Annotated in this window: 22 protein-coding genes and 1 riboswitch; of the genes, 14 read left to right on the forward strand and 8 right to left on the reverse strand. The window is 35.4% G+C overall.

Going from position 1 to position 21,887, the window contains the following annotated elements:
* Nucleotides 1–365: 365 nt before the first annotated feature.
* Nucleotides 366–2,090: a ubiquinone-dependent pyruvate dehydrogenase gene (poxB, locus tag RCG17_RS26790; RefSeq protein ID WP_308173042.1), complete on the forward strand. Its 1,725-nt coding sequence runs from the start codon at nt 366–368 to the stop codon at nt 2,088–2,090.
* A gap of 179 nt (nt 2,091–2,269) precedes the next feature.
* Nucleotides 2,270–4,201: a fructose-1,6-bisphosphatase gene (locus tag RCG17_RS26795; RefSeq protein WP_308173043.1), complete on the forward strand. Its 1,932-nt coding sequence runs from the start codon at nt 2,270–2,272 to the stop codon at nt 4,199–4,201.
* A gap of 52 nt (nt 4,202–4,253) precedes the next feature.
* Here RCG17_RS26795 and RCG17_RS26800 read toward each other — a convergent pair whose 3' ends face one another.
* Nucleotides 4,254–4,583, reverse strand: a complete 330-nt coding sequence (locus tag RCG17_RS26800; RefSeq protein ID WP_308173044.1) for a hypothetical protein — start codon at nt 4,581–4,583, stop codon at nt 4,254–4,256.
* Nucleotides 4,584–4,718: 135 nt separating this feature from the next.
* Nucleotides 4,719–5,825 (reverse strand): AbrB family transcriptional regulator, encoded by a 1,107-nt coding sequence (locus RCG17_RS26805; RefSeq protein ID WP_308173045.1) that lies wholly within the window; start codon nt 5,823–5,825, stop codon nt 4,719–4,721.
* A 338-nt stretch (nt 5,826–6,163) separates the two neighbouring features.
* On the opposite strand from RCG17_RS26805, the gene RCG17_RS26810 reads away from it, so the two are divergent.
* On the forward strand, nt 6,164–7,414 hold the full coding sequence (locus tag RCG17_RS26810; RefSeq protein WP_308173046.1) for a DHH family phosphoesterase: 1,251 nt from the start codon (nt 6,164–6,166) through the stop codon (nt 7,412–7,414).
* A gap of 60 nt (nt 7,415–7,474) precedes the next feature.
* Here RCG17_RS26810 and RCG17_RS26815 read toward each other — a convergent pair whose 3' ends face one another.
* On the reverse strand, nt 7,475–8,515 hold the full coding sequence (locus RCG17_RS26815; protein WP_308173047.1) for an LLM class flavin-dependent oxidoreductase: 1,041 nt from the start codon (nt 8,513–8,515) through the stop codon (nt 7,475–7,477).
* Between the two features lie 401 nt (nt 8,516–8,916).
* Between RCG17_RS26815 and RCG17_RS26820 the strand changes: the two genes are divergently transcribed.
* A complete protein-coding gene (locus tag RCG17_RS26820; RefSeq protein WP_308173048.1) occupies nt 8,917–9,903 on the forward strand; it encodes an acyltransferase family protein in 987 nt (328 codons plus the stop codon).
* Between the two features lie 53 nt (nt 9,904–9,956).
* Here the strand turns inward: RCG17_RS26820 and RCG17_RS26825 are convergent, their stop codons facing one another.
* Both RCG17_RS26825 and RCG17_RS26830 read right to left on the reverse strand, forming a co-directional pair.
* Complete coding sequence (locus RCG17_RS26825; RefSeq protein WP_308173049.1) at nt 9,957–10,472, reverse strand: MerR family transcriptional regulator; 516 nt, start codon at nt 10,470–10,472, stop codon at nt 9,957–9,959.
* A gap of 79 nt (nt 10,473–10,551) precedes the next feature.
* A complete protein-coding gene (locus RCG17_RS26830; protein ID WP_308173050.1) occupies nt 10,552–11,445 on the reverse strand; it encodes a MerR family transcriptional regulator in 894 nt (297 codons plus the stop codon).
* Between the two features lie 237 nt (nt 11,446–11,682).
* Between RCG17_RS26830 and RCG17_RS26835 the strand changes: the two genes are divergently transcribed.
* The gene (locus tag RCG17_RS26835; RefSeq protein ID WP_308173051.1) at nt 11,683–12,519 is read left to right on the forward strand and encodes a DMT family transporter; all 837 of its coding nucleotides are present in this window, start codon (nt 11,683–11,685) and stop codon (nt 12,517–12,519) included.
* A 98-nt stretch (nt 12,520–12,617) separates the two neighbouring features.
* Here the strand turns inward: RCG17_RS26835 and RCG17_RS26840 are convergent, their stop codons facing one another.
* Together RCG17_RS26840 and RCG17_RS26845 are read right to left on the reverse strand one after the other, a co-directional pair.
* Nucleotides 12,618–13,406, reverse strand: a complete 789-nt coding sequence (locus tag RCG17_RS26840; RefSeq protein WP_308173052.1) for an HAD family hydrolase — start codon at nt 13,404–13,406, stop codon at nt 12,618–12,620.
* A 170-nt stretch (nt 13,407–13,576) separates the two neighbouring features.
* On the reverse strand, nt 13,577–13,795 hold the full coding sequence (locus RCG17_RS26845; protein ID WP_374120876.1) for a hypothetical protein: 219 nt from the start codon (nt 13,793–13,795) through the stop codon (nt 13,577–13,579).
* Between the two features lie 112 nt (nt 13,796–13,907).
* Between RCG17_RS26845 and fdhF the strand changes: the two genes are divergently transcribed.
* The 9 genes from fdhF to RCG17_RS26890 all read left to right on the forward strand — a co-directional run bounded on the left by fdhF (nt 13,908) and on the right by RCG17_RS26890 (nt 20,986).
* Nucleotides 13,908–16,910, forward strand: coding sequence for a formate dehydrogenase subunit alpha (gene fdhF / locus RCG17_RS26850; protein ID WP_374120877.1), 3,003 nt, complete (start codon nt 13,908–13,910; stop codon nt 16,908–16,910).
* Nucleotides 16,885–17,382 (forward strand): helical membrane plugin domain-containing protein, encoded by a 498-nt coding sequence (locus tag RCG17_RS26855; protein WP_308173054.1) that lies wholly within the window; start codon nt 16,885–16,887, stop codon nt 17,380–17,382. Before fdhF ends, RCG17_RS26855 begins: the two co-directional genes overlap by 26 nt.
* A gap of 12 nt (nt 17,383–17,394) precedes the next feature.
* Complete coding sequence (locus RCG17_RS26860; protein ID WP_308173055.1) at nt 17,395–17,604, forward strand: heavy-metal-associated domain-containing protein; 210 nt, start codon at nt 17,395–17,397, stop codon at nt 17,602–17,604.
* A 25-nt stretch (nt 17,605–17,629) separates the two neighbouring features.
* A complete protein-coding gene (locus RCG17_RS26865) occupies nt 17,630–17,770 on the forward strand; it encodes a hypothetical protein (RefSeq protein ID WP_308173056.1) in 141 nt (46 codons plus the stop codon).
* A 294-nt stretch (nt 17,771–18,064) separates the two neighbouring features.
* Nucleotides 18,065–18,107, forward strand: a riboswitch (PreQ1 riboswitch).
* 19 nt (nt 18,108–18,126) lie between these two features.
* Nucleotides 18,127–18,819 (forward strand): 7-cyano-7-deazaguanine synthase QueC, encoded by a 693-nt coding sequence (gene queC, locus RCG17_RS26870; RefSeq protein WP_308173057.1) that lies wholly within the window; start codon nt 18,127–18,129, stop codon nt 18,817–18,819.
* 2 nt (nt 18,820–18,821) lie between these two features.
* A complete protein-coding gene (gene queD, locus RCG17_RS26875) occupies nt 18,822–19,304 on the forward strand; it encodes a 6-carboxytetrahydropterin synthase QueD (RefSeq protein ID WP_308173058.1) in 483 nt (160 codons plus the stop codon).
* Complete coding sequence (gene queE / locus RCG17_RS26880; RefSeq protein ID WP_308173059.1) at nt 19,297–20,025, forward strand: 7-carboxy-7-deazaguanine synthase QueE; 729 nt, start codon at nt 19,297–19,299, stop codon at nt 20,023–20,025. Before queD ends, queE begins: the two co-directional genes overlap by 8 nt.
* Nucleotides 20,026–20,166: 141 nt before the next feature.
* On the forward strand, nt 20,167–20,538 hold the full coding sequence (locus RCG17_RS26885; protein WP_308173060.1) for a hypothetical protein: 372 nt from the start codon (nt 20,167–20,169) through the stop codon (nt 20,536–20,538).
* A 184-nt stretch (nt 20,539–20,722) separates the two neighbouring features.
* Nucleotides 20,723–20,986 (forward strand): metal-sensitive transcriptional regulator, encoded by a 264-nt coding sequence (locus tag RCG17_RS26890; protein WP_374120878.1) that lies wholly within the window; start codon nt 20,723–20,725, stop codon nt 20,984–20,986.
* Nucleotides 20,987–21,079: 93 nt separating this feature from the next.
* On the opposite strand, the gene RCG17_RS26895 is transcribed toward RCG17_RS26890, so the two are convergent.
* Nucleotides 21,080–21,613, reverse strand: coding sequence for a YceI family protein (locus RCG17_RS26895; protein WP_308173062.1), 534 nt, complete (start codon nt 21,611–21,613; stop codon nt 21,080–21,082).
* Nucleotides 21,614–21,887 lie beyond the last annotated feature (274 nt).

A 21,887-nucleotide genomic window follows, 5' to 3' on the forward strand; every position in this document is an offset into this window, starting at 1 on the left:
CCTTAAGATCACATAGGATTTAGGCTGAAAAAGTAAAAAAAGAGCCATTGGCTCTTTTTTTACTTTTGGGAAAATTGAGGAAGGTAAGTAATCTATAATATAATTATGTAAACTAAATTTATTTTTTAACTATCTGGATAAATAAGTTTTTACCACAAGTCATTAGTTATAAACTAATTACACTATGTGCTAAAAACACATTAATATTTAAAATACATGACAGCAGCTAAGTGAACTTATGTTCTGTTTTGTTTTGTTTGTTATGAAAGTAATTTTATAATAGTAAATTCTTAAATAAATAGGACAAAATAAACGTGTGTTTTCAGTAAATAAATGAAATGGTTCGAATTCGGAAGGTGGAGCATATGGGACAAAATGTTGCAGATTTACTTATTGATTCTCTTTTGCAAGCTGGGGTAAAACGGATTTATGGGATTGTTGGAGATTCTTTGAATGCAGTTTTAGATTCGGTTAGAGGATCTGAAAGAATTGAATGGATTGGCGTTCGGCATGAAGAAGTTGCTGCTTTTGCGGCAGGTTCTGACTCCATATTAAGTGATAGTATCGCTGTTTGTGCTGGCAGCAGTGGACCAGGAAACTTGCACCTCATCAACGGCTTGTATGACTGCCATCGCAGTCGCATACCAGTTTTGGCGATCGCCGCCCAGATTCCAAGCAATGAAATCGGCAGTGAATATTTTCAGCAAACTCATCCGGAAATCATATTTAAAGAATGCAGCCATTTTGCTGAAGTGGTGACAAGATCAGAACAAATGCCGCGGATGGTTACGATTGCCATGCAGCATGCGATTGCCAGAAAAGGGGTTGCTGTATTGGTTTTACCAGGGGATGTGGCAGCTTTGCCAGATAATCAAACTGTCCCTATGCAGGTTATTCATGTAACAAATCCGATAATAAGACCATCAGAAGAGGAATTGAAAACATTAGCTGAGTACCTTAATAACGGAAAAAAAATTACATTATTGTGTGGAGCAGGATGTGCAGGAGCGCATAAGCAGGTAATGGAACTTTGTGAACGTCTGAAATCTCCTATGGTTATTGCCCTGAGAGGGAAAGAACATCTTGAGTATGATAATCCTTATTTAGTGGGTCTTACTGGACTGATAGGTTATTCGTCTGGATATGATGCTATGATGGATTCAGATGTTCTCCTTATGTTGGGTACTGATTTTCCGTATCGGCAATTTTATCCTAAAAACTCAAAGATCATTCAAATAGATATTCGGCCTGAACATCTTGGCCGAAGAGCAGAATTAACTTTAGGTCTTTGCGGGGATGTGAAAGATACCATTGAAGCTTTAATGCCTTATCTTACAGATCCGCATGGTTCAAAACATCTAGACAAATGTGTTGACGATTACGCAAAAGTTCGGAAAGGTTTGGATAATTTGGCCACAGGGACGCCTGGAAAAATGCCTATACATCCTCAGTACTTAACAAAAGTTGTTAGTGATCTTGCGACTGAAGATGCAGTATTTACTTGCGATGTCGGAACTCCTACTTTATGGGCAGCTCGTTATCTTCAAATGAATGGGAAAAGGAGGCTTTTAGGGTCTTTTAACCATGGTACAATGGCAAATGCATTAGCTCAAGCGATAGGAGCTCAATGTACTGACCATAATAGGCAGGTGATTTCTCTTTCTGGAGATGGTGGTCTGGCAATGTTAATGGGAGATCTATTAACGTTGCAGCAACGCAATTTACCAGTGAAAGTAGTGGTCTATGATAATAGTGCATTAAGTTTTGTTGAATTGGAAATGAAAGCTGCTGGCTATTTAGAAACTGGTACTGGACTTAAAAATCCAAATTTAGCTTCTGTAGCCGAAGGTATGGGGATAAAAGGTATTCGAGTTGAAGACCCGGGTGAACTTGAAAATGCTGTTAAAGAAGCATTTGAACATAATGGACCTGTATTATTAGATGTGTTAGTCAATAGACAGGAGTTATCACTGCCTCCAAAAATAAACTTTGAACAAGCACAGGGGTTTACTCTATGGATGCTTAAGGCTGTATTAAGCGGAGAAGGAAGTACTTTAGTTGAACTAGCAAAAAGTAATCTTTTCCGTTAGAACTAAAATCTCTTTAGTTTTTTACGGATTTACTAAAAAACCGTACAATGGTTCATTCACTTGTACGGTTTTTAGTAATTTTTGAAACATTACATTACATTAATGTTGTAAAATATAAAAGATAATTCATACGTTAATATTTAAAATAAATGATAAATGTAAAAGGAGATACCCTAAAGTTGAACATACAATATTTAGATTTACTGGCTCATAAATATGATAGTGAAGAAACTGTGGCAACCGAAATAATAAATCTTGAAGCCATCCTCAATTTGCCAAAGGGGACAGAGCATTTTGTCAGTGATTTGCACGGGGAGAATAACGCTTTTTCACATGTATTAAGAAATGGTTCAGGTAGAGTAAAAGAGAAAATAAGAGACCTTTTTCAAGATGAACTATCTGAAACAGAAATTAATGATTTTGCGACTTTAGTGTATTATCCAGAAGAAAAATTAAAGTTGTTTAAAGACAAATGTTGCAATAAACAGGAATTACACCAATGGTACACTGAAACTATTGATCGGATGATTAAGCTTATTTCTTATGCTTCTTCTAAATATACACGCTCAAAATTACGTAAAGCATTGCCTCATCAGTTTGTTTATATTATCGAAGAACTGCTGTACAAAACGGATGAATTCACGAATAAGAAACAATATTATTTAAAGATTGTCCAACAAATTATTTCTCTTGGTCAAGCAGATAAGCTCATAACTGGTCTGGCTTATACAACTCAAAGGCTAGTTGTTGATCATCTCCATGTTGTGGGAGATATTTTTGATCGCGGACCTGAACCAGATAAAATAATGGAAACTCTTATAAATTATCATTCTGTTGATATTCAATGGGGAAATCATGATGTTCTATGGATTGGTGCTTTTGCCGGATCAAAGGTTTGTCTGGCAAATATTATTCGGATTTGTGCAAGGTACAATAATTTAAATATTATCGAAGATGTCTATGGAATCAATCTTATTCCGCTTCTTAATCTGGCGGAAAAGTATTATGATGACAATCCAGGCTTTAGACCTAAGAGTCATGAGGATAGAAATAAGTCTGATCAAGAATTGTTACAAATTACAAAAATGCATCAAGCAATTGCCATTATTCAATTTAAGCTAGAAATGCCAATTATCAAGAGACGCCCGTATTTTAATATGGCTGAGCGGCTTTTGCTTGAGAAAATTGGTTATGACAAAAGCGAAATTACTATTAATGGGAAAACATACCTATTGGAAAATACATGCTTTGCCACCGTTAATCCAGAAAATCCTAGCGAATTATTAGAGGAAGAAGAGCAAGTAATGGAGAAATTATTGTTTTCTGTCCAGCATTCGGAAAAATTAGCCAGACATATGATTTTCCTGATGAAAAAAGGTAGTCTTTATTTGAAATATAATGGAAACTTATTAATACATGGCTGCATCCCCATTGATGAAGCCGGAAATATGGAAAAAATGATAATTGAAAACCATACCTATGAAGGTCATGAGTTACTTGATATTTTTGAGCAATATTTACGTCATGCTTTTGCACATCCTGAACAGACAGATGATCTTGCAACAGATATGGTCTGGTATTTATGGACAGGAGCCCATTCCTCCTTATTTGGGAAAAGAGCAATGACAACCTTTGAAAGGTATTTTATTAAAGATAAAGAAACCCATGAGGAGATTAAGAACCCTTACTACCATTTACGTGAAAAGGAAGAGATTTGCCGTAAAATTTTAGCTGATTTTAATTTAAATCCTGATGAAGGTCATATCATCAACGGACATACACCTGTTAGAGAAATTAAAGGAGAGAATCCCATTAAAGCAAATGGGAAGATGATTGTCATTGATGGAGGATTTTCCAAGGCATATCAATCAACAACTGGTATTGCTGGATATACTTTATTATATAATTCCTACGGTATGCAACTTGTTGCCCATGAAAAGTTTAATTCAAAAAAGGATGTTCTCCTAAAAGGGTCAGATGTTTTATCTGTAAAGAGAATAGTGGATCGAGAACTTGAGCGAAAAAAGGTTCGAGAAACGAATGAGGGACAGCGATTATTACAAAAAATATCTGTTTTAAAAAGTCTGTTAGAATACCGCTATAGAAGTTAAGACTAATGATTTTTTAAGGTAACAAATGAAAAAAGGAATGACTTATTAATGGTCATTTCTTTTTGTTTTTATAGTCCCAAAATTTTAGTTCATCGTATTCTGAGGTAGGCACTTCTTTAGTTACGTTTCCTTCCCCATCCTTATATACCTCATATTCGCGATATGTTTCTACAATATAGCCATTTTGTTTTTCTTTCTTTACTAGCTTTTCTTCTGTAACTGGTGTATCACTGGTTACAGATTTACTCATTGGCTGGGCTGTAGCAGCTGGTTCAGCGGTATAAGAGTAATTTATATTTAAAAAAGAAAAAGGCGAATCTAAATAGGCCACAAATCCTAAAATAAGCATCAAAAGGAAAAGGGCCATTGGTTTTGTTTTCATGTCATCGGGCTCCTTTAGATTAAAACTATTTGGTTATCATTCTATGCTTATCCCACATAGTTATGACAGGATCGATGGAGAAATAAATTAGTTCGAAGTGGTAAGAAGCCCAAAAATAAAACAATTCGTCACATTTTAAGCAGTCTTTTCTGCTTTCTTGCTGTTGACCTTAAAGAACCACCTGAGCGCAGGAGGAACAGCAAAATAAATAAAAAATAAACGGAATATTTGATAACCGGTAACCATGGATAAATCTGCATGTATTTCATGAGCCATGATCCCCATTTGATCCATACCTCCAGGTGCCAAGCTCAATAGACTTGTGGAAGGTGTGATATGGTTAAAATGAATAAGGATTATACTAAGAGCTAATGAACCTGCAACCATTACAATTCCGCTCAACAGTGCCAGTGAAATAATTTTCGTTTTGTGCTTTAATTTTTCAGGCTTTAATAATAAACCAATATATCCTCCAATCATGAATTGAGAAAGGCTCAATATTGTGGAAGGCAAAGCAGGACCGTGTATACCTGAAATACCTAAAACAGCAGTTCCAAGAATTGGACCAAGCAGATAGGGTGTAGGAGATTTTATCTTTTTGCCAATAAAGGCAAAGAAAAGACAAACGAACATAAAAAAAATTATATTTGGGAAAAAATGATGTTCAGCTTGAATGGAATGGGGAAGAAGGTAATTCGTTGAAATATTCTTCCCCGTATTAAATATAGGATTAAACACCAGAAATGGTACAATAAATATAATCATGATTAGTCTGGCCACTTGGAGGAAGGTGACAGTTGTAATGTCAATTCCTTTCATTTCTTCTGCAAAAACGATCATTTGGGAGAGTCCGCCAGGGATGCTTCCTGTTAGGACTGTAGGGTAGTCTACTCCAGTTAGTTTTGAGACAACATAAGCAATGCAAGCACAAAATAAGACGATAGAAACAGTCATGAAAACCATTGATGGAAGTTTTCCAAGTATTTGGATTACAGCACTTCTTGTGAATGATAAGCCAATTGAGTATCCTACAATGATTAATCCGACTTCCCGAATGGCCCTGGGCCAGTATAAATTTATTTTTTTAAATCTAGAGCCAATTAGTGTAGCAGTCATGGACCCAAGTAACCAGGGAATAGGAGCCTTTACATAACTAAACAGTAAGCCTCCAATAAAGGCAATACAAAGAGCTATTATAAAATGATTTAATGGATTCTTTCTGGTAATAAGAAATTTGTACAAGTGAACCCCTTCTGTCTTTAAGAAATTTTTTCTTCGCACTTATATTATCAATTATTTTTCCTGATATAAATCTAAAAGTGATTTTTGTTGCTTTCATACTTAAATACATTAGTGAATTAAACTGTTGAAATATTTTTATTATTTGTTAAAATAAAGGTGGATAAACTTTCTAAGTTTAGACCTCCTATAATTTGGAGCTTTGCTTTGACCGCTAAGCTCTGCTTTGGCCTTTGAATTTTACTTTCAAAGGCACTTTTTTTGTATTTTGTGTTTTTTTGGTATAAAATAACAGACCGCAAACCAAAATAACTTTTATGAAAAAATGGATGGTGGTATATATGGTAAAACTTTTTACTGATAGCGATTTAGATGGACTTGGTTGTGGGATCTTAGCAAAGCTCGCTTATCGAGAAAACGTAGATGTTTCTTACTGCTCGTATCGAAATTTGAATCAAAGAGTAGAAGCTTTCATTGAAAATCCAGTGAAACAAGATGAACAAATGTTTATTACTGATCTTGCTGTAAATGAGGTGATCGAACAAAAATTGGCACAGCGTTTTAATGCAGGGCATCCAGTTAGGGTTATTGATCATCATGTAACAGCCCTGCATTTTAATGATTATGAATGGGGTTATATCAATGTTGAGTATGATTCAGGGAAAAAAACTTGTGCAACCTCGTTATTTTATGATTATCTTGTTGAACAGAAAGTGTTAAATACGACATCCTCTCTTGATCAATTTGTTCATCTCGTACGCCAGTATGATACATGGGAATGGGATGAAAACAATAATATTACAGCGAAACGGTTAAATGATTTATTCTACATAATGGATAGGGAAATGTTTGAGGAAGACCTTATTAAAAGAATCTCAGAAAATCAAGCTGCCTTTTCTTTAACGGATACTGAGATAATGATTTTAGAGCTTGAGGAAAATAAAATTAGTCGCTATATCCAATCAAAAAACAGACAAATGGTTCAAACATTTGTTGAGGAATATTGTTGTGGAATTGTTCATGCTGAACAGTATTTATCAGAATTAGGAAATGCATTAAATAAATTAAATCCACACCTTGATATGATAGTTTTATTGAATGTAGGCAATAAAAAAATCGGATTTCGAACGATTCATGATGAAGTAAACGTTGCCGAGTTTGCAAAAAGGTACGGCGGAGGGGGGCATCCGAAGGCATCTGGATGTGAATTATCTCCTGATACTTTCTCAAAATTTGTTGTAAATGTATTTGAAATTCCTGCATTGAAACCGGAGCCGCTGCGAAATGAACTAAATGTAAAATCGGCTGAATATGGTACGATTTATCAAAACAGAAAAAAAGAGTTTTATTATATACAACCTCAAGAAAATGCAATGTATGTCGTTATTCATAAGGGAAAAAATATGGAGGACAATTTTGAAAGCTTCGAACAGGCAGAACGGTTTATAAAAAGAAATTTCACCGCTTCCCTCTGTTTTGATGATGAGTGTTTAAAGCTAATAGCAGGGACATTGTCCATCCCAGTAGAAGAAGCAAAAGCGAAATATAAACAACTTCTTCGAGAAACCTTTGATAAACACCGAGAAAATTAAATAAGTAAAAAGGCAGCTTTTCGATCACACAATTGAAGAGCTGCCTTTTTTACATTCAAGTTATGCTTTTTTAGTGGATGTAATAATGGAAGAAATCAACTCGTATGAATACAACCTTGCTTTATGGTCATAAATTTGTGCATTTACAATAAATTCATCCGCATTGGTTTTGTCAAGGAATGATTGAAGCCCTTTCTTAACCGTCTCAGGGTTTCCTATAAACGTTGATTCCATTCGCTGTTGTAATAATGCTTTTTCATAATCACTAAACAATTCATCAATATTTTCAACTGGTGGCTGCAGTGGTACACGGTTATTTCGAAATAAATTTAATATATGCTGTTTCATCGATGTTGAGAGCCATTTTGCCTCTTCATCTGTATCAGCAGCAATGATATTAACGGCAACCATTGCATGCGGATTTTTTATTTCATTTGATGGGCGGAAATTTTGGCGGTATATTTTAAGTGCCTGTAAGGTATTTTCAGGTGCAAAATGGCTGGCAAAAGCAAACGGAAGGCCAAGAAGTCCTGCTAATTGTGCACTGTAGCCGCTTGATCCTAAAAGCCAAATAGGGATCCTCAGGCCCTCTCCTGGAATAGCCCGAACGGGTTTGTCAACAGATTGTGAGGATGGAGCAAAAAAGTTCTGGAGTTCATCAACCAATTCAGGAAAGTTCTGCCCATTGCTATATGGGTCCCGTCTTAGTGCGTTTGCAGTTAATTGGTCTGTTCCTGGTGCACGTCCAAGTCCAAGATCAATTCGTCCTGGAAACAGGGCTTCAAGTGTACCAAACTGTTCGGCAATCACTAAAGGGGCATGATTGGGTAACATGATACCCCAGGAGCCTACACGAATAGTGGTGGTTCCTGCGGCTACATGCCCAATGACAACGGAGGTGGCAGAGCTGGCTATTGCAGGCATATTATGATGTTCAGCCAGCCAATAACGATGGAATCCCCATTTTTCAGCATGTTGTGCAAGATCCAATGTATTATGTAACGAATCTGAAGGTGTACCCCCATGGATTATTGGGGAAAGATCAAGTACAGAGTATGGAATATCACTTAAACGCTTATGGTGAGCATTGTGATTAACCATTTTTTCATCTTCTTTCTGTTTGTTTTTACTTGTGATCTGTGAATTATTTAATCTAAATATTATCAGTTATTTTTGTTGGCGCAAAATAATCTGATTTCTAGAACAATAAAGTTACTTTCAAATTGGGCTGCATTGCTCTTAAGGATTCGTTAAGTATCCTTTTGTAAACTATGAAAAAAGGTGTAACGGATAATATGTAACCTGTTCGAAATACTATGTTAACTTTCCATTCATGCTGTTGTTACAATCATTTTATATACTAATACTATATAGATTTTGATATTTATGTAAAATTTTTCAGTTGAATTTTTTTACTTTACTATGATAAAGTAAAATTTGGATTTATGAAAGCGAGTTTAGGATAAACCTTTTTGTGAGAAATGATCTTCGAGGTGATAGAAGTGGCTTCAACATCAAGAAGGAGTCAATATTTTGATAATGCAAAGTTTATGTTAATCTTTTTAGTTGTATTTGGGCATGTAATCAGCCCATTAAAAGAAAAGGATAATTTACTTAACACTTTATATACCTTTATTTTTCTTTTTCACATGCCTGCATTTATAATGATTTCTGGTTATTTTGCAAAAGGATATCGGAAAAAAGGGTATTTTATTAAATCAATCCAAAAAATACTGATTCCATACGTTATTTTTCAAATAATTTATTCGCTTTTTTATTTTCTTAGTGGAGAATCAACAAGCCTTCATATTAATTTCTTTCAGCCCCATTGGACTCTTTGGTTTTTAATGAGTTTATTTTGCTGGAATATATTTTTATATTTGTTTGCCAGGTTAGGGTGGTATGGTTTTTTCCTTGCTGTTGCCCTGGGAGTTGGGATTGGATATATTGACAACATTGGCAGCTTTTTAAGTCTTTCCAGAACATTTGTCTTTTTTCCTTATTTTCTTTTTGGTTTTTTATTACAAAAAGAGCAGTTTAAAAATATTATTCAGAATAAATTATCCCTGCCAATTGGTATTTTGATTTTAATTGTTACCGTCATTATTTTTACAATGGGGTTACCCAAAGATCCAACTGCATGGCTGTTGGGTGACACATCCTATGCAGGGATGGGGGAGAAACAAATAACTGACGGATTTATTCGAGCCTTCCAATATGCAGCAACATTAATTGTAGTGTTTGGTTTTTTATCCTTAATACCAAAAAATGAATACAAGGTAACCAAAATTGGTCAGCGGACACTTTATGTTTATTTATTCCATGGTTTTATTATTAAGACGGTTGAAACCATCGTTCCTGATAAAATGCTGGGTAATTTTTCAAGTCATTATCTATTGCTCATTTGTTTTTCATTGTTAATTTGTTTCTTTTTGGGTAGTTTTTTAATTAAAAAATACACCCGTCCATTAGTTGAATTAAGCTTATAAGGTAAAGAAACCAAAGGCAGGACCAAAATGGTCCTGCCTTTGGTTTTATCCTTTTAAAATCCAAATAAATGACTAACAAAGTTCTTTTTCTTGCTTTTCCTTTCTTTATTTGTTTTTTCAAGAGGTAACGTTTTTTCTGCATCACCTGGGGGGGATAATTGTTTTTCAAGTAAGCTAATTTTATTCGTTAGTGTTTTGATTTGATTTTGCAATTCTTCTATTTCTCTTCGATGTTGCAAGAGTTGGTAGGTGGTAACAGAATCTGCCTTATCGTTCAATTTGTTTTCAAGCTCAGTAATTTTTGATGATAACTTTTCAATTGCTGGATCGCTGGAGCATTCCTTTATTACACCAATTCGAGCTTTTTTCTCGTAATGTGGGGCAATATCTGATAGCAGTACACCTTGTTGAATTTGTTGATGGATGTCCTTTAGTAATTCAATGTCTTCTTCTTTGAATAGATAATGGCCACGGTCATTTTTATCCATTGGTAACTTCAATTGCTTCACCCAGCGCTGGACGGTACTAATTGATACACCTAATAATTTTGCAACTTCACCTGTATTCAATTCAAATCCCTCCATCTTAACGTAGGTTTAAAAAACCATTCAACTTTGATTTCCAAATTTGATCACACGAGATTATTGACTACCAAAATTTCCACCATTTTTTTTCTTTTACAGCAGCGGCTTCCCGAAAGCTTGTTAACATACCTTGGAATGCAATTTCACGTTGTGTCACTTCGTGGCGGAATTTTTCACGATCTTCTAGGAAATATTCATGTTGTTCTTCGAGTGTTTCTGTCAGGGTACTAAGTTCCCTATTGGTAACATCAATGTAATGCGAAAGTTCTTCAGATGTTTCTGCAAGCTGTTTAGAAATTGAATAAAATTCTTCAGAAGTCTCTAATGATTGTTGGGTGATGGATTTATCTATTTTAATAAATGTTTTGTCTGTTAAATCAGCTGTCTTTTGGAGCGTAAAGGAAAGCTCTTTCATCTCGTCTTGCATATTTGCACTAGCTTTATATAGGGAATCTGAGAGGGATTTCACTGTGTAAACATTTCCTTTGGATATTTCTTTTTTAACTTCTTCGACCACCTCTGTTCGGACAACACTTCTAATTTCATCCTTTACTTCATTTAAGAATGTCTTTTTATATTGATCCATTGCCTTAAAAAACTGTTCTTGGTTCCACTGTGATAATTCTAGAGAAACTTCACTATCATTTTCCTCACTACCGGTACTTTCGCTAACTGCATCTTCAATAGTAAAGAAGGGTACTTCGACAGTAATGTCATCATTTTCTGAATCAGAAGGAGCTTGCTGCTTTAGCCTTTCAGTTATATCTGCTTTCCCCAAGTTATTGTCTTCCCAATGTTTGATCTGTTGTAGCAGGTCTATTTCAATTTCAGAAAAAATTCGTGCCCCTTGTTTACGTGGAATTGTAAGCAGGCCATTAAGGTCCTTTTCCCATTGCTTGATGGTGCTTGTTGGAACATTTATAATTTTTGAAGTTTCTTTTAATGTATAGGTTCTCAATTTCATTCCACCCTTTCAATCTATGTCTATTCCTACTCTTAAGTAATAAATTCACAACTAGTCTTCTATTTTCCTGCTAACTGACAAAAGCTCTCAAAACAAGACTGTTTTTAAGAAATCTCAACAATTTTCACCGAAAATAAAGAGAATTATTTAAATAATATACAGAAAAGTATTGTAAAATAGTAAAAACGAGAATTAAAATGGTAGAGAAAAAAAGGGGAGAGAAGGTTCATCATGTGGATTGGAGCTGCGTTGTTAACAACAGTGAGTTTTGGAACGAACAACACAATTTTTAAATGGAGTACAGGAAACGGTCTTTCGAAGGTACATATTCAATTTTTCTTTTATTTTGTCGCTTTTTTACTTACATTTGGATATGCGATCACTACTGGACCACTAAATTTGAATGTAATGGCCATTATTTTGGGAGCGTTAATAGGAATTCTTAATGCTAATGGAAATATTCAAATGTCAAAAGCATTTGAAAAAGGACCTGCAAGTTTGACATCACCTATCATTGGGACAAATGCCTTTTTACCAATTTTGAGTGCGGCAATTATTTTTCACGAACATGTAACTGTTTTTCAATGGATTGGGATTATTATCATGCTCGGTTCTGCGTTAGTCATTCAATATGCACCTAATTCCAATCGCAATATGAATTATTTACCATGGATCTTCCGCATTGTTTTGGCGATTCTTTCTTTCGGAATCCTGGGTATTTTAATGAAAACAACATCCTATCTGCATATTGATTCTCTTAGTACTTTAATTGCGATGTACGGCGGGGGCAGTGTTTATTTAGCGATTTGTAGTGTTTTTGGCAAGGATCATTGGAAACGTTCAGAAGTAAGCGTTGGAGCTATTGTAGGTTTAATAAGTGTTATTGGTTATAGCAGTTATTTTTATGCATTAAAAACGGGAATGGCAAGTATTGTTTTTCCTATCGTGAGCTTGAATTGTTTAGTAGTTGTATTTGCTGGATACTGGTTTTTTAAAGAAAAATTAAAATTATATCAAATAATTGGAGTCATTTCAGCATTACTGGGGATCGTCTTCACAAAAATATAAGCAACGGAAAAGCAGTGCGAAAAATAAGCACTGCTTTTTTTATATATGTATCTAGTAGTTAAGTATTTTTACAACAAGTATCCGAAGGGAGCCAATAATTAGTTGATTAACCCCAGCACTTTTAAACCATTAAGTATTCCGGAATGGGCCACCGCCGTAGTTTTGTGTTTTGCATAAGAAAAAAGGTCTGGATGGGCATTACCCATTGCAAAGCTTTCACCGACATTCATCAACATTTCTTTATCATTTAAGCCATCCCCAAAAGCAATTGCCTCCTCTTTTCCAATTCCTAAATGTTTTAAAACACTATTAACGCCAAAACCTTTGTTAACATGATCTCTTATTACATCGAAACAATTTTCCATTCCTTCCACATGAACTTGTGCTAAGTGAATTTCCCCTTCGTTTAAGTAAAGACGGTCTTCATTTCCGTTTACATTAATTAAGGTTATGCCAAGAATATTGTTTAAATCTGATTCATTGTATAACTCATTTTGCTGTAAATGAAATTTTGTAATAAAATTTTTCACGATAGGTGAATCCAAAGATGTAAAAGCATTATGGTTATTTGTATACAAAACGATCTCATTATCATACTCTTTTGCTATCTTTAAAAAGTTTTTAACCAAATCTGGCGGCATAAAATCCTTGTATAAATCTTCTCCTTTATAAATCCCATAAGCCCCGTTATATCCTATAAAAGAATTTACTTTAAGTGTCTTAGCAATATCCAGTATCTCATGGATAGGACGGCCGGTTGCAAGAAAGACTTCAATTTCCTGTTCCTGTGCCTTGGTTACTGCTGTTTGGGTAGAATCCTCGATCTTATCATCAGGTGTAATGATTGTTCCATCAATATCTAAAAATAATACTTTGTAGTGACTCATAGTTTTCTCCTTAATTTGTTTATGCAGTTAGTCTAACACTATGTAAGACGATAAGTCATCCTTAAATGGGAATTTTTACTTTGTGTTCAAAAGGAGTAATAGCAGCTCATGTTGGAGATTGGGATCTAAAATATGAAGGATGAAAAGTTCAACAAATCTAGACATCCTTTTTATGGCAATAAATAGATGTCATGAAATGGAGGCACTTCAAGCCTCGCTTTCTTTAAACGGCCTTCACCAATAAAATCGTTTAAGGACTTTTCAACTTCACCAGCAGTAAACCCTAATAAACTGGCTACTTTTACTGTTGAGATAGACATATATTTTGGTTTTTTTGTTGAAGATTCAATCATTGAGTGGATGTATTGATAAAGCTTTTCTTTATCCAATAAAATCATTCCTTTCCATGTTGGGTAATTTGATAATAAATTTCCCATGAAAGTAAATATTATTACATAACGAAAGGGGATCAAATAATGAATTCTATTTTACGTCCAGAAGATGAAAAAAGGAGGAAGCAGCTTGGCAGATTCAGCTTTCTTGGTCGAATTTGATGGAAAAGAATATAAAGCAAGAGCTGAACAATCCATTTTGGATGTTGCGAGAGAACAAGATGTCTTTATACCAGGGATTTGTTATCATCCAAATCTAGGAACGATTCAAACATGTGATACATGCTATGTCAGTGTTAATGGTGAATTAATCCGAGCTTGTGCTACAAAAATGAAACCAGGGATGAAAGTCGACACCGCTTCGGAACTGGTTAAAATTTCTCAAAATGAAGCGATGGACCGCATCCTGAAAAATCATGAACTATATTGTACTGTTTGTGATAACAATAATGGAAACTGTACGGTTCACAATACGGTAGAAAAAATGGGGATTGAACACCAAAAGTATCCATTTAGAGCAAAACCATACCCTCCAGACAATTCACATCCTTTTTATCGTTATGAGCCTGATCAATGTATCCTTTGCGGAAGATGTGTAGAGGCTTGCCAGGATTTACAGGTAAATGAAACTTTAACAATTGATTGGAGCCGTGATGTACCAAGGGTTATTTGGGATAATGATGTTCCTATCGAACAATCCTCGTGTGTTTCTTGCGGTCATTGCGTTAGCGTTTGTCCGTGTAATGCGTTAATGGAAAAGTCGATGCTTGGGAATGCCGAATTTTTAACAGGAATTCCTCCGAAAATTTTAGGACCGATGATTGATTTAACTAAAGAAATTGAACCTGGTTACCAGGAAATTTTCGCCATTTCTGAAGTAGAATCTTCGATGCGAAAAGCAAAAATAAAACGGACAAAAACCGTGTGCACGTATTGCGGTGTTGGCTGCAGCTTTGAAGTATGGACTAAAGACCGAGATATTTTGAAGATTCAAACCCATACAGAGGCACCGGTAAATGGTGTTTCCACATGTGTAAAAGGAAAGTGGGGCTGGGATTTTGTTAATAGTGCGGAGCGTTTAACAAAACCATTAATCCGCAAAGGAAAAGAGTTTGTGGAAGCAACCTGGGAAGAAGCACTTGACCTGATAGCTGAAAAGTTAGGTTCAATTAAAAGAAAATACGGACCGCACTCCATTGGGTATATTGCCTCTTCTAAATGCTCAAATGAAGAAAATTATTTATTCCAAAAGTTCGCCAGGGCCGTAATGGGAACCAATAATGTAGATAATTGTTCAAGGTATTGTCAATCACCTGCAACAATGGGCCTTTTGAGAACAGTGGGACTGGGGGGCGATTCCGGGACAATTGAGGATATTATGGCATCTGAACTAATTATCATTATTGGTGCAAACCCAGCCGAATCACACCCTGTTCTGGCTACCAGAATCAAACGTGCTCACAAATTAAACGGACAAAAGCTAGTTGTTGCGGACATAAGAGAAAATGAACTGGCACAAAGGGCCAATTTCCACATTCATCCAAAGCCAAGTACTGATTTAATATGGCTTTCAGCTGTTACAAAGTACATTCTTGATCAAGGATGGGAGGACAAGGAATTCCTTGAAAAAAGAGTAAACGGATATGAAAAATATGCAGCTTCTTTGGAAAAATATTCTCTAAGCTATGCGGCAGAAATGACTGGACTTTCAGAGGAAGAAATGGTCACTCTTGCCACAATGATACACGAATCAAAATCAGTATGTGCTTTATGGGCAATGGGTATCACGCAACATAAGGGAGCAACAGATACAAGTACAGCTATTTCAAATTTATTATTGATAACTGGTAATTATGGACGCCCAGGGACAGGAGCATATCCTTTGAGAGGGCATAATAACGTCCAAGGTGCTTGTGATTTTGGAACAATGCCAGCTTGGATGCCCGGATATGAGCCAGTTCAAGACGATGAGGTAAGGGGAAAATATGCAAAAGCATGGGGAGTTGAACTGCCAAAAGAGCCAGGATTGGACAACCATCATATGGTTGAATATATGGATAAAGGAAAATTGAAAGCTCTTTATCTATTTGGCGAAGACATGTCGCTCGTTGATGCCAACTCCAATCACGTTGATTCGTCATTTGAGCGCTTAGAATTTTTTGTTGTGCAAGATATTTTCTTTAGTAAAACAGCACAATTTGCTGATGTTGTTCTTCCTGCATCTCCGAGTCTCGAAAAGGATGGGACTTTTACAAATACCGAACGTAGAATACAGCGCTTCTATAAAGTGTTCGAACCATTAGGTGATTCTAAACCAGATTGGGAAATATTCCAGGAGGTTGCTAATCGTCTCGGCGCAAATTGGAATTATCAACATCCTAGCGAAATTATGGATGAAGCTTCAAGCCTGGCGCCAATTTTTTCAGGGGTAAGCTATGATTGCCTTGAATCATGGAATAGTCAAGTTTGGCCTGTTTCAAAAGAGGGAAAAAGTACACCGCTTTTATATACGAAACAATTCGGGTTACCAGATGGGAAAGCAAGGCTTGTACCTGTAGACTGGACGCCACCATTTATTGCAGGAAAAGAATTTGATCTTCACTTAAATAATGGAAGATTATTAGAACATTTTCATGAAGGAAATATGACCTACCGTTCTGAAGGATTGACACACAAAGTTCCACACCCATGGCTTGAAATTTCATTAGAATTAGCCAAGGAACGGGGCTTAGATGACGGAGCTTTAGTAGAATTGACTTCTCCCCATGGAAAAACACAAGTAAGAGTAATTGTTACAGATCGGGTAAAAGGGAATGAATTATATTTGACAATGAATACAAGTGAAGATATCCAAGCGGTTAATCGGTTAACCAGCAGTTACCATGATATTGTTACACATACTCCTGCCTATAAAGAAACAGGTGTGAAAATGACTGTAATTGAAACCAATGGCGAACCGCCGTTGCCAAAACATAACCATCGATACGGAAATAGAGTACCACAATTAAGTGTTAAAGTGGAAGAAAAATGGAAACGTTCAGATTTTACCTCTATTCCGGAATTTATTAAATCAAGGGGGATTGAATATGGCGAAACCAATAACGCAAATTAAAAAGGAAATTCCAGAACCAGTCGAAGAGGAAAAACAGGCAGTTACTGAAATTATTAGAGAAGTAGCTCTTAACCACGATGCAATCATTGAGGCTATTCGCCTTATCAAGGGCCTTCATGAAACAAAAGTGCTTGAGGCTGCGACTGCTTTGTTAGAGCAGCGAACTGAAGTTGGGGCAATTGCGATCAAACAAATTAACCAGCCAACCATGCAAAATGTGATTAAAAATGCAATTAATGCCTTTAAATTTTTGGGATCCCTTCATCCAGGACAATTAGATACAGTTCTAGAGGGCTTAAGCCAGGGGTTTACCCAATTTTCAAAAGGAGAACAACAAGAAAAAAATTTAAGCTATTGGAGATTACGGAAAAAGCTTTGGAGTCCTCCTATACGTGCTGCAATCACTAGGATAGTGGACTTTATGGATGGCATGGGGGAAGTATTTTTACGAAATAGAAGGGAAAGTCCTTAAGGGGGAATTGTTTTGGAAAAATATACTGTTGTAGTTAATAATATGAAAAATCAAGATGATGCCAATAAAGTGTTAGAAGCGATTGAACATGTATGGGGGTTAGGACAAATTGAGGTCAACCTATCCAAAAAAGAAGCCAAATTTACATACGATGAACGAATGGCTTCCTTTCTAGATTTTGAACAGGCAATTAAGGATACAGGTTTTGAGATCAAACATTAATTATTTTAAGATAGGAGTTGTAAGAATGAGGGTCTGCGAAATTTGTGGTGCAAAAGAAGGGGTAGAAACGAAAGAAAATGAAGAAATTGTATCCGTCATTCTACATGTATGTGAAAGTTGTCGTGAGGACCGAAAATGGTCCCATTATGAAAATTGGGCATTTTAACTGGCATAATAAATTACTATAAAGGTGATAGCTATTGCTATCACTTTTATAGTTTTAGGCTATATTTCTTCTGTAATGGATTGTTGAATAAGCCTGGCACTATTTGGTGAGTTTTGTTGTGAATTAACTGATTTTGGTAATGTATGAAGATAATACACCCCTACGTCAAATTAGAGTCCCCCAATTACAACATAAATCAAAATCAATGTTCATTAAAAAGTGAATTTTTTTATGACAAATAGCTTGGCTATATGCTATAGTAGGAAAGGAATTTAATATCAATCCGCTAAAAGTGCGGAAGAGGTTCTAGCTACCCTCTCAAAAAAACTAAGAGAATCAGTACTGCTTTCTTAGTGGTGCTTTTTTTCTATTTAAAGGAGTATTTGCAAATGAAAAACGAGAAAGCAGTAGTTGTATTTAGCGGGGGGCAAGATAGTACCACATGTTTATTTTGGGCTCTCAAACAATTTAAGGAAGTTGAAGCAGTAACATTTGATTATAATCAAAGACATAGATTGGAAATAGAATGTGCAGCAAATATTGCCAAGGAACTTGGTGTTCGTCACCATATCCTCGATATGAGTCTTCTAAACCAGCTTGCACCTAATGCACTTACAAGAAGTGATATCCCCGTTGAAGATGGTGAGGATGGAGGATTACCATCTACATTTGTTCCGGGCCGAAATCTGTTATTCTTATCCTTTGCTGGTGTTTTAGCAAGTCAAATAAGGGCGAAACATATCGTAACGGGTGTTTGTGAAACAGACTTTAGCGGCTACCCAGACTGCAGGGATATTTTTATTAAATCCCTAAATGTAACCTTAAACCTCTCAATGGATAGCCAATTTGTTATTCATACCCCTCTTATGTGGTTAAATAAAGCAGAAACATGGAAATTAGCCGATGATCTAAATGCATTGGATTTTGTCAGAGAAAAAACTTTAACCTGCTATAACGGAATCATCGCAGATGGCTGCGGTGAATGTCCTGCTTGCAGATTAAGGAAAAAAGGACTGGATGAGTATCTTAAAGTTAGAAAGGAGTTTTAACGATGTACGGTTTTCGAATTGTAGATAAACTCCAAAAAATTGATGAAGATATCAAACAAGATCAGTTAAAATACCATACAAAAAGAGTTTTGGTCAGCAAGGAGTTCACGTTTGATGCAGCCCATCATCTGCATTGCTATGAAGGTAAATGCAAAAATTTACATGGTCATACCTATAAGGTTGTTTTTGGGCTAAGCGGTTATCTTGATGACCGCGGGCTTATGATCGATTTTGGGGAAATAAAAGAGATCTGGAAAAATGAAATTGAAATACATCTGGACCACCGCTATTTAAACGATACCTTGCCACCGATGAATACAACTGCAGAAAATATTGTTGTATGGATTTGTGAAAAAATGACTGATGCCCTAAAGCAAAAAGAAAGACAAAATCAATATCATGGGGCACGAGTAGAGTTTGTCCGATTGTATGAAACACCTACGAGCTATGCAGAAGCCAGAAGGGAATGGATGGAGTTTGACTAAAATACCAGTTATGGAGATATTTGGACCTACCATTCAAGGTGAGGGTATGGTAATCGGGCAAAAAACAATGTTTGTTAGAACTTCAGGTTGCGATTATTCATGCAGTTGGTGTGATTCTTCGTTTACATGGGATGGGACAGGGAAAGAAGACATAAAAATGATGGAAGCGGAGGAAATCTGGACGGAATTGAAAAGAATTGGCGGTAATAGTTTTTCTTATGTCACTCTCTCTGGAGGCAATCCAGCATTATTTAAAAATTTAAGTAGTTTAATTGAATTATTAAAATTAAATCATATAAAGGTGTGTCTGGAAACACAGGGGAGTAAGTGGCAGGATTGGTTTACAGAAATTGACGAGCTGACCCTTTCTCCTAAGCCGCCAAGCTCAATGATGAAAACAGACTTTTCAATCTTAGATTCTATTATTGAAAGACTAACTGATAATGACTCTTCTCAGCATGTGAGTTTAAAAGTTGTTGTATTTAATAATCAGGATTATGAATACGCAAAAAGTGTTTACCAACGCTATCCTGGTATTTCGTTCTTTTTACAGGTTGGAAATGATCGTATATCGGAAAAGGATGATTATGAGCTTTTTAAGCACTTGATCGAAAAATATCAATGGTTGATCGATAAAACAATGTTGGATGAGGATTTTACGAATGTCAAGGTGCTACCGCAGCTGCACACTTTTGTATGGGGGAATAAAAGAGGAGTTTAATTTCTTACTAAAAAACGTCTATCTAATGGATAGGCGTTTTTTATTTCTTTCTACAAAAAAAGAATTGTAATTTTAACGAAATCGTTTTGTAAATAAACATTGTTATAATCAGAAAATAAACTAATTATAGCAGGTGAGTATATGGAAGGATCAACAGCAAAAACATATTTACAAAAATCACTTGATGAATGGAAAGAAGATATCTCCGAGGTTCTCGCCGAAATAGATAAGGAATATGACGAAGTTTCACAGGAACTAAAAGTTTATTCCTATAAGTATGGCATTACCAAGCAAGTGATTCAATCGACGGTAAATAATGATATTATCAAAGGTATTCGTGAAAGATATCATAAACCTTTTGAAGAAAATTATAATAAACTTAAAGAGGATATCAAAGATTTAGAAGAAAAAAAACGAGTTTTTCAAATGTTCATCCATAAAATTGATGAAGTAACTAGGAAAGAAAATCAGACCAATTCGAATGAATATAAAAGTACATTGGTCTCTCAATAATAGTTTCATAAAAAGTATTTTGAAAAGTAGCCTCATTTACCTGGGTTACTTTATTTTTTTGTATTGATTTTTATTGAAATGTATTTTTTGATAGCGAAGGTTATTTGAGTGTCCTGGGGTTAGAAAATTATTAGACTTCCTTTTAGGTATCGTTTAAAATGGAAAATAACAGAGGTGAACAAACTTGATGTATAATGATAAATCGATAAATCGTTTAAAAAGAGCTGAAGGCCAAATTAAAGGTATCCTAAGAATGATGGAAGAAGGTAAAGATTGTAAGGAAGTAATTACACAGTTATCCGCTGCTCGCTCAGCGATCGATCGTACAATTGCCGTTATCGTTAGCTCAAACTTGGAGCATTGTCTTCGGGAATCAATCGAGTCTGGAAAAGATGACTCATCTAAACTGGTTGAAGAGGCAGTGACATTGCTGGTTAAAAGTAGATAACATTGGAACTAGGGTGGTAATCCAGTCTAAATAAAAACGCAGACCTTTTAATAAAATAGGTCTGCGTTTTTTACCTTTATACTTCACTCGTATTTATTCAGCCTTTGAAGCTTCTATTTGCAGGCTTACTTTTACTTTATCCCCTACAAGTACTCCACCAGTTTCTAATGCAGAGTTCCAAGTTAAACCATAGTCAGCACGGTTTATTGTTCCTTGTGCGCTAAAGCCAACCTTTTCATTTCCCCAAGGATCTTTACCTTGACCTTCAAATGTTACCATGAATGTTTCTGGCTTGGTAATACCATGAATTGTCAATTCACCGATAACATTATATTCTCCTTCGCCGTTTTTCTTAATATCGGTTGAGCGGAAAGTCATTTCAGGAAATTTTTCTGCATCGAAGAAATCTGCTGAAACTAGGTGTGCATCACGATCTTTATTTCTGGTATCAATACTAGAAAGTTCAACCTTAAAGTCAATAGTTGCATTAGTTAAATCAGTAACATTCGCTTCTACAACAGCACTAAAATTATGAAAAGTTCCTTTTACGTTTGCAATCATCATGTGACGAATAGAAAAATCAACACTACTATGATCTGTGTCAATTGCCCATTTTGTTTTTGTCATTTTAAATCTCCTCCACCTAATTATTTCAAAATAAAATATCTCAAATTAAAAATAACTTGATTCAAGATAAATTATATGTTGATGTGAATTTAATGTCAATCTCTTTTTATTATTTTTTAAATAATTATTGTATGGGAATAGATATAAAGATAAACTGAAATTTACCTACAATAATATGTTGGCAAAAAAGTAACTAGTTTATTATGAAGAACCATAACAAATGTTAGAAACATGGCTTATATATATAAACTGATTGTTATAACAATGGAGAGTG

This window comes from Neobacillus sp. PS3-12 (assembly GCF_030915385.1).
Taxonomy (GTDB): domain Bacteria; phylum Bacillota; class Bacilli; order Bacillales; family Cytobacillaceae; genus JAEVLT01.

Excerpts from the sequence above, each read along its gene's own strand:
- poxB (WP_308173042.1), top strand. The coding sequence starts at position 366 with ATGGGACAAAATGTTGCAGATTTACTTATTGATTCTCTTTTGCAAGCT.
- RCG17_RS26800 (WP_308173044.1), bottom strand. The coding sequence starts at position 4,583 with ATGAAAACAAAACCAATGGCCCTTTTCCTTTTGATGCTTATTTTAGGA.
- RCG17_RS26810 (WP_308173046.1), top strand. The coding sequence starts at position 6,164 with ATGGTAAAACTTTTTACTGATAGCGATTTAGATGGACTTGGTTGTGGG.
- RCG17_RS26815 (WP_308173047.1), bottom strand. The coding sequence starts at position 8,515 with ATGGTTAATCACAATGCTCACCATAAGCGTTTAAGTGATATTCCATAC.
- RCG17_RS26835 (WP_308173051.1), top strand. The coding sequence starts at position 11,683 with ATGTGGATTGGAGCTGCGTTGTTAACAACAGTGAGTTTTGGAACGAAC.
- RCG17_RS26840 (WP_308173052.1), bottom strand. The coding sequence starts at position 13,406 with ATGAGTCACTACAAAGTATTATTTTTAGATATTGATGGAACAATCATT.
- fdhF (WP_374120877.1), top strand. The coding sequence starts at position 13,908 with ATGAAAAAAGGAGGAAGCAGCTTGGCAGATTCAGCTTTCTTGGTCGAA.
- RCG17_RS26855 (WP_308173054.1), top strand. The coding sequence starts at position 16,885 with ATGGCGAAACCAATAACGCAAATTAAAAAGGAAATTCCAGAACCAGTC.
- RCG17_RS26865 (WP_308173056.1), top strand. The coding sequence starts at position 17,630 with ATGAGGGTCTGCGAAATTTGTGGTGCAAAAGAAGGGGTAGAAACGAAA.
- queD (WP_308173058.1), top strand. The coding sequence starts at position 18,822 with ATGTACGGTTTTCGAATTGTAGATAAACTCCAAAAAATTGATGAAGAT.
- RCG17_RS26885 (WP_308173060.1), top strand. The coding sequence starts at position 20,167 with ATGGAAGGATCAACAGCAAAAACATATTTACAAAAATCACTTGATGAA.
- RCG17_RS26895 (WP_308173062.1), bottom strand. The coding sequence starts at position 21,613 with ATGACAAAAACAAAATGGGCAATTGACACAGATCATAGTAGTGTTGAT.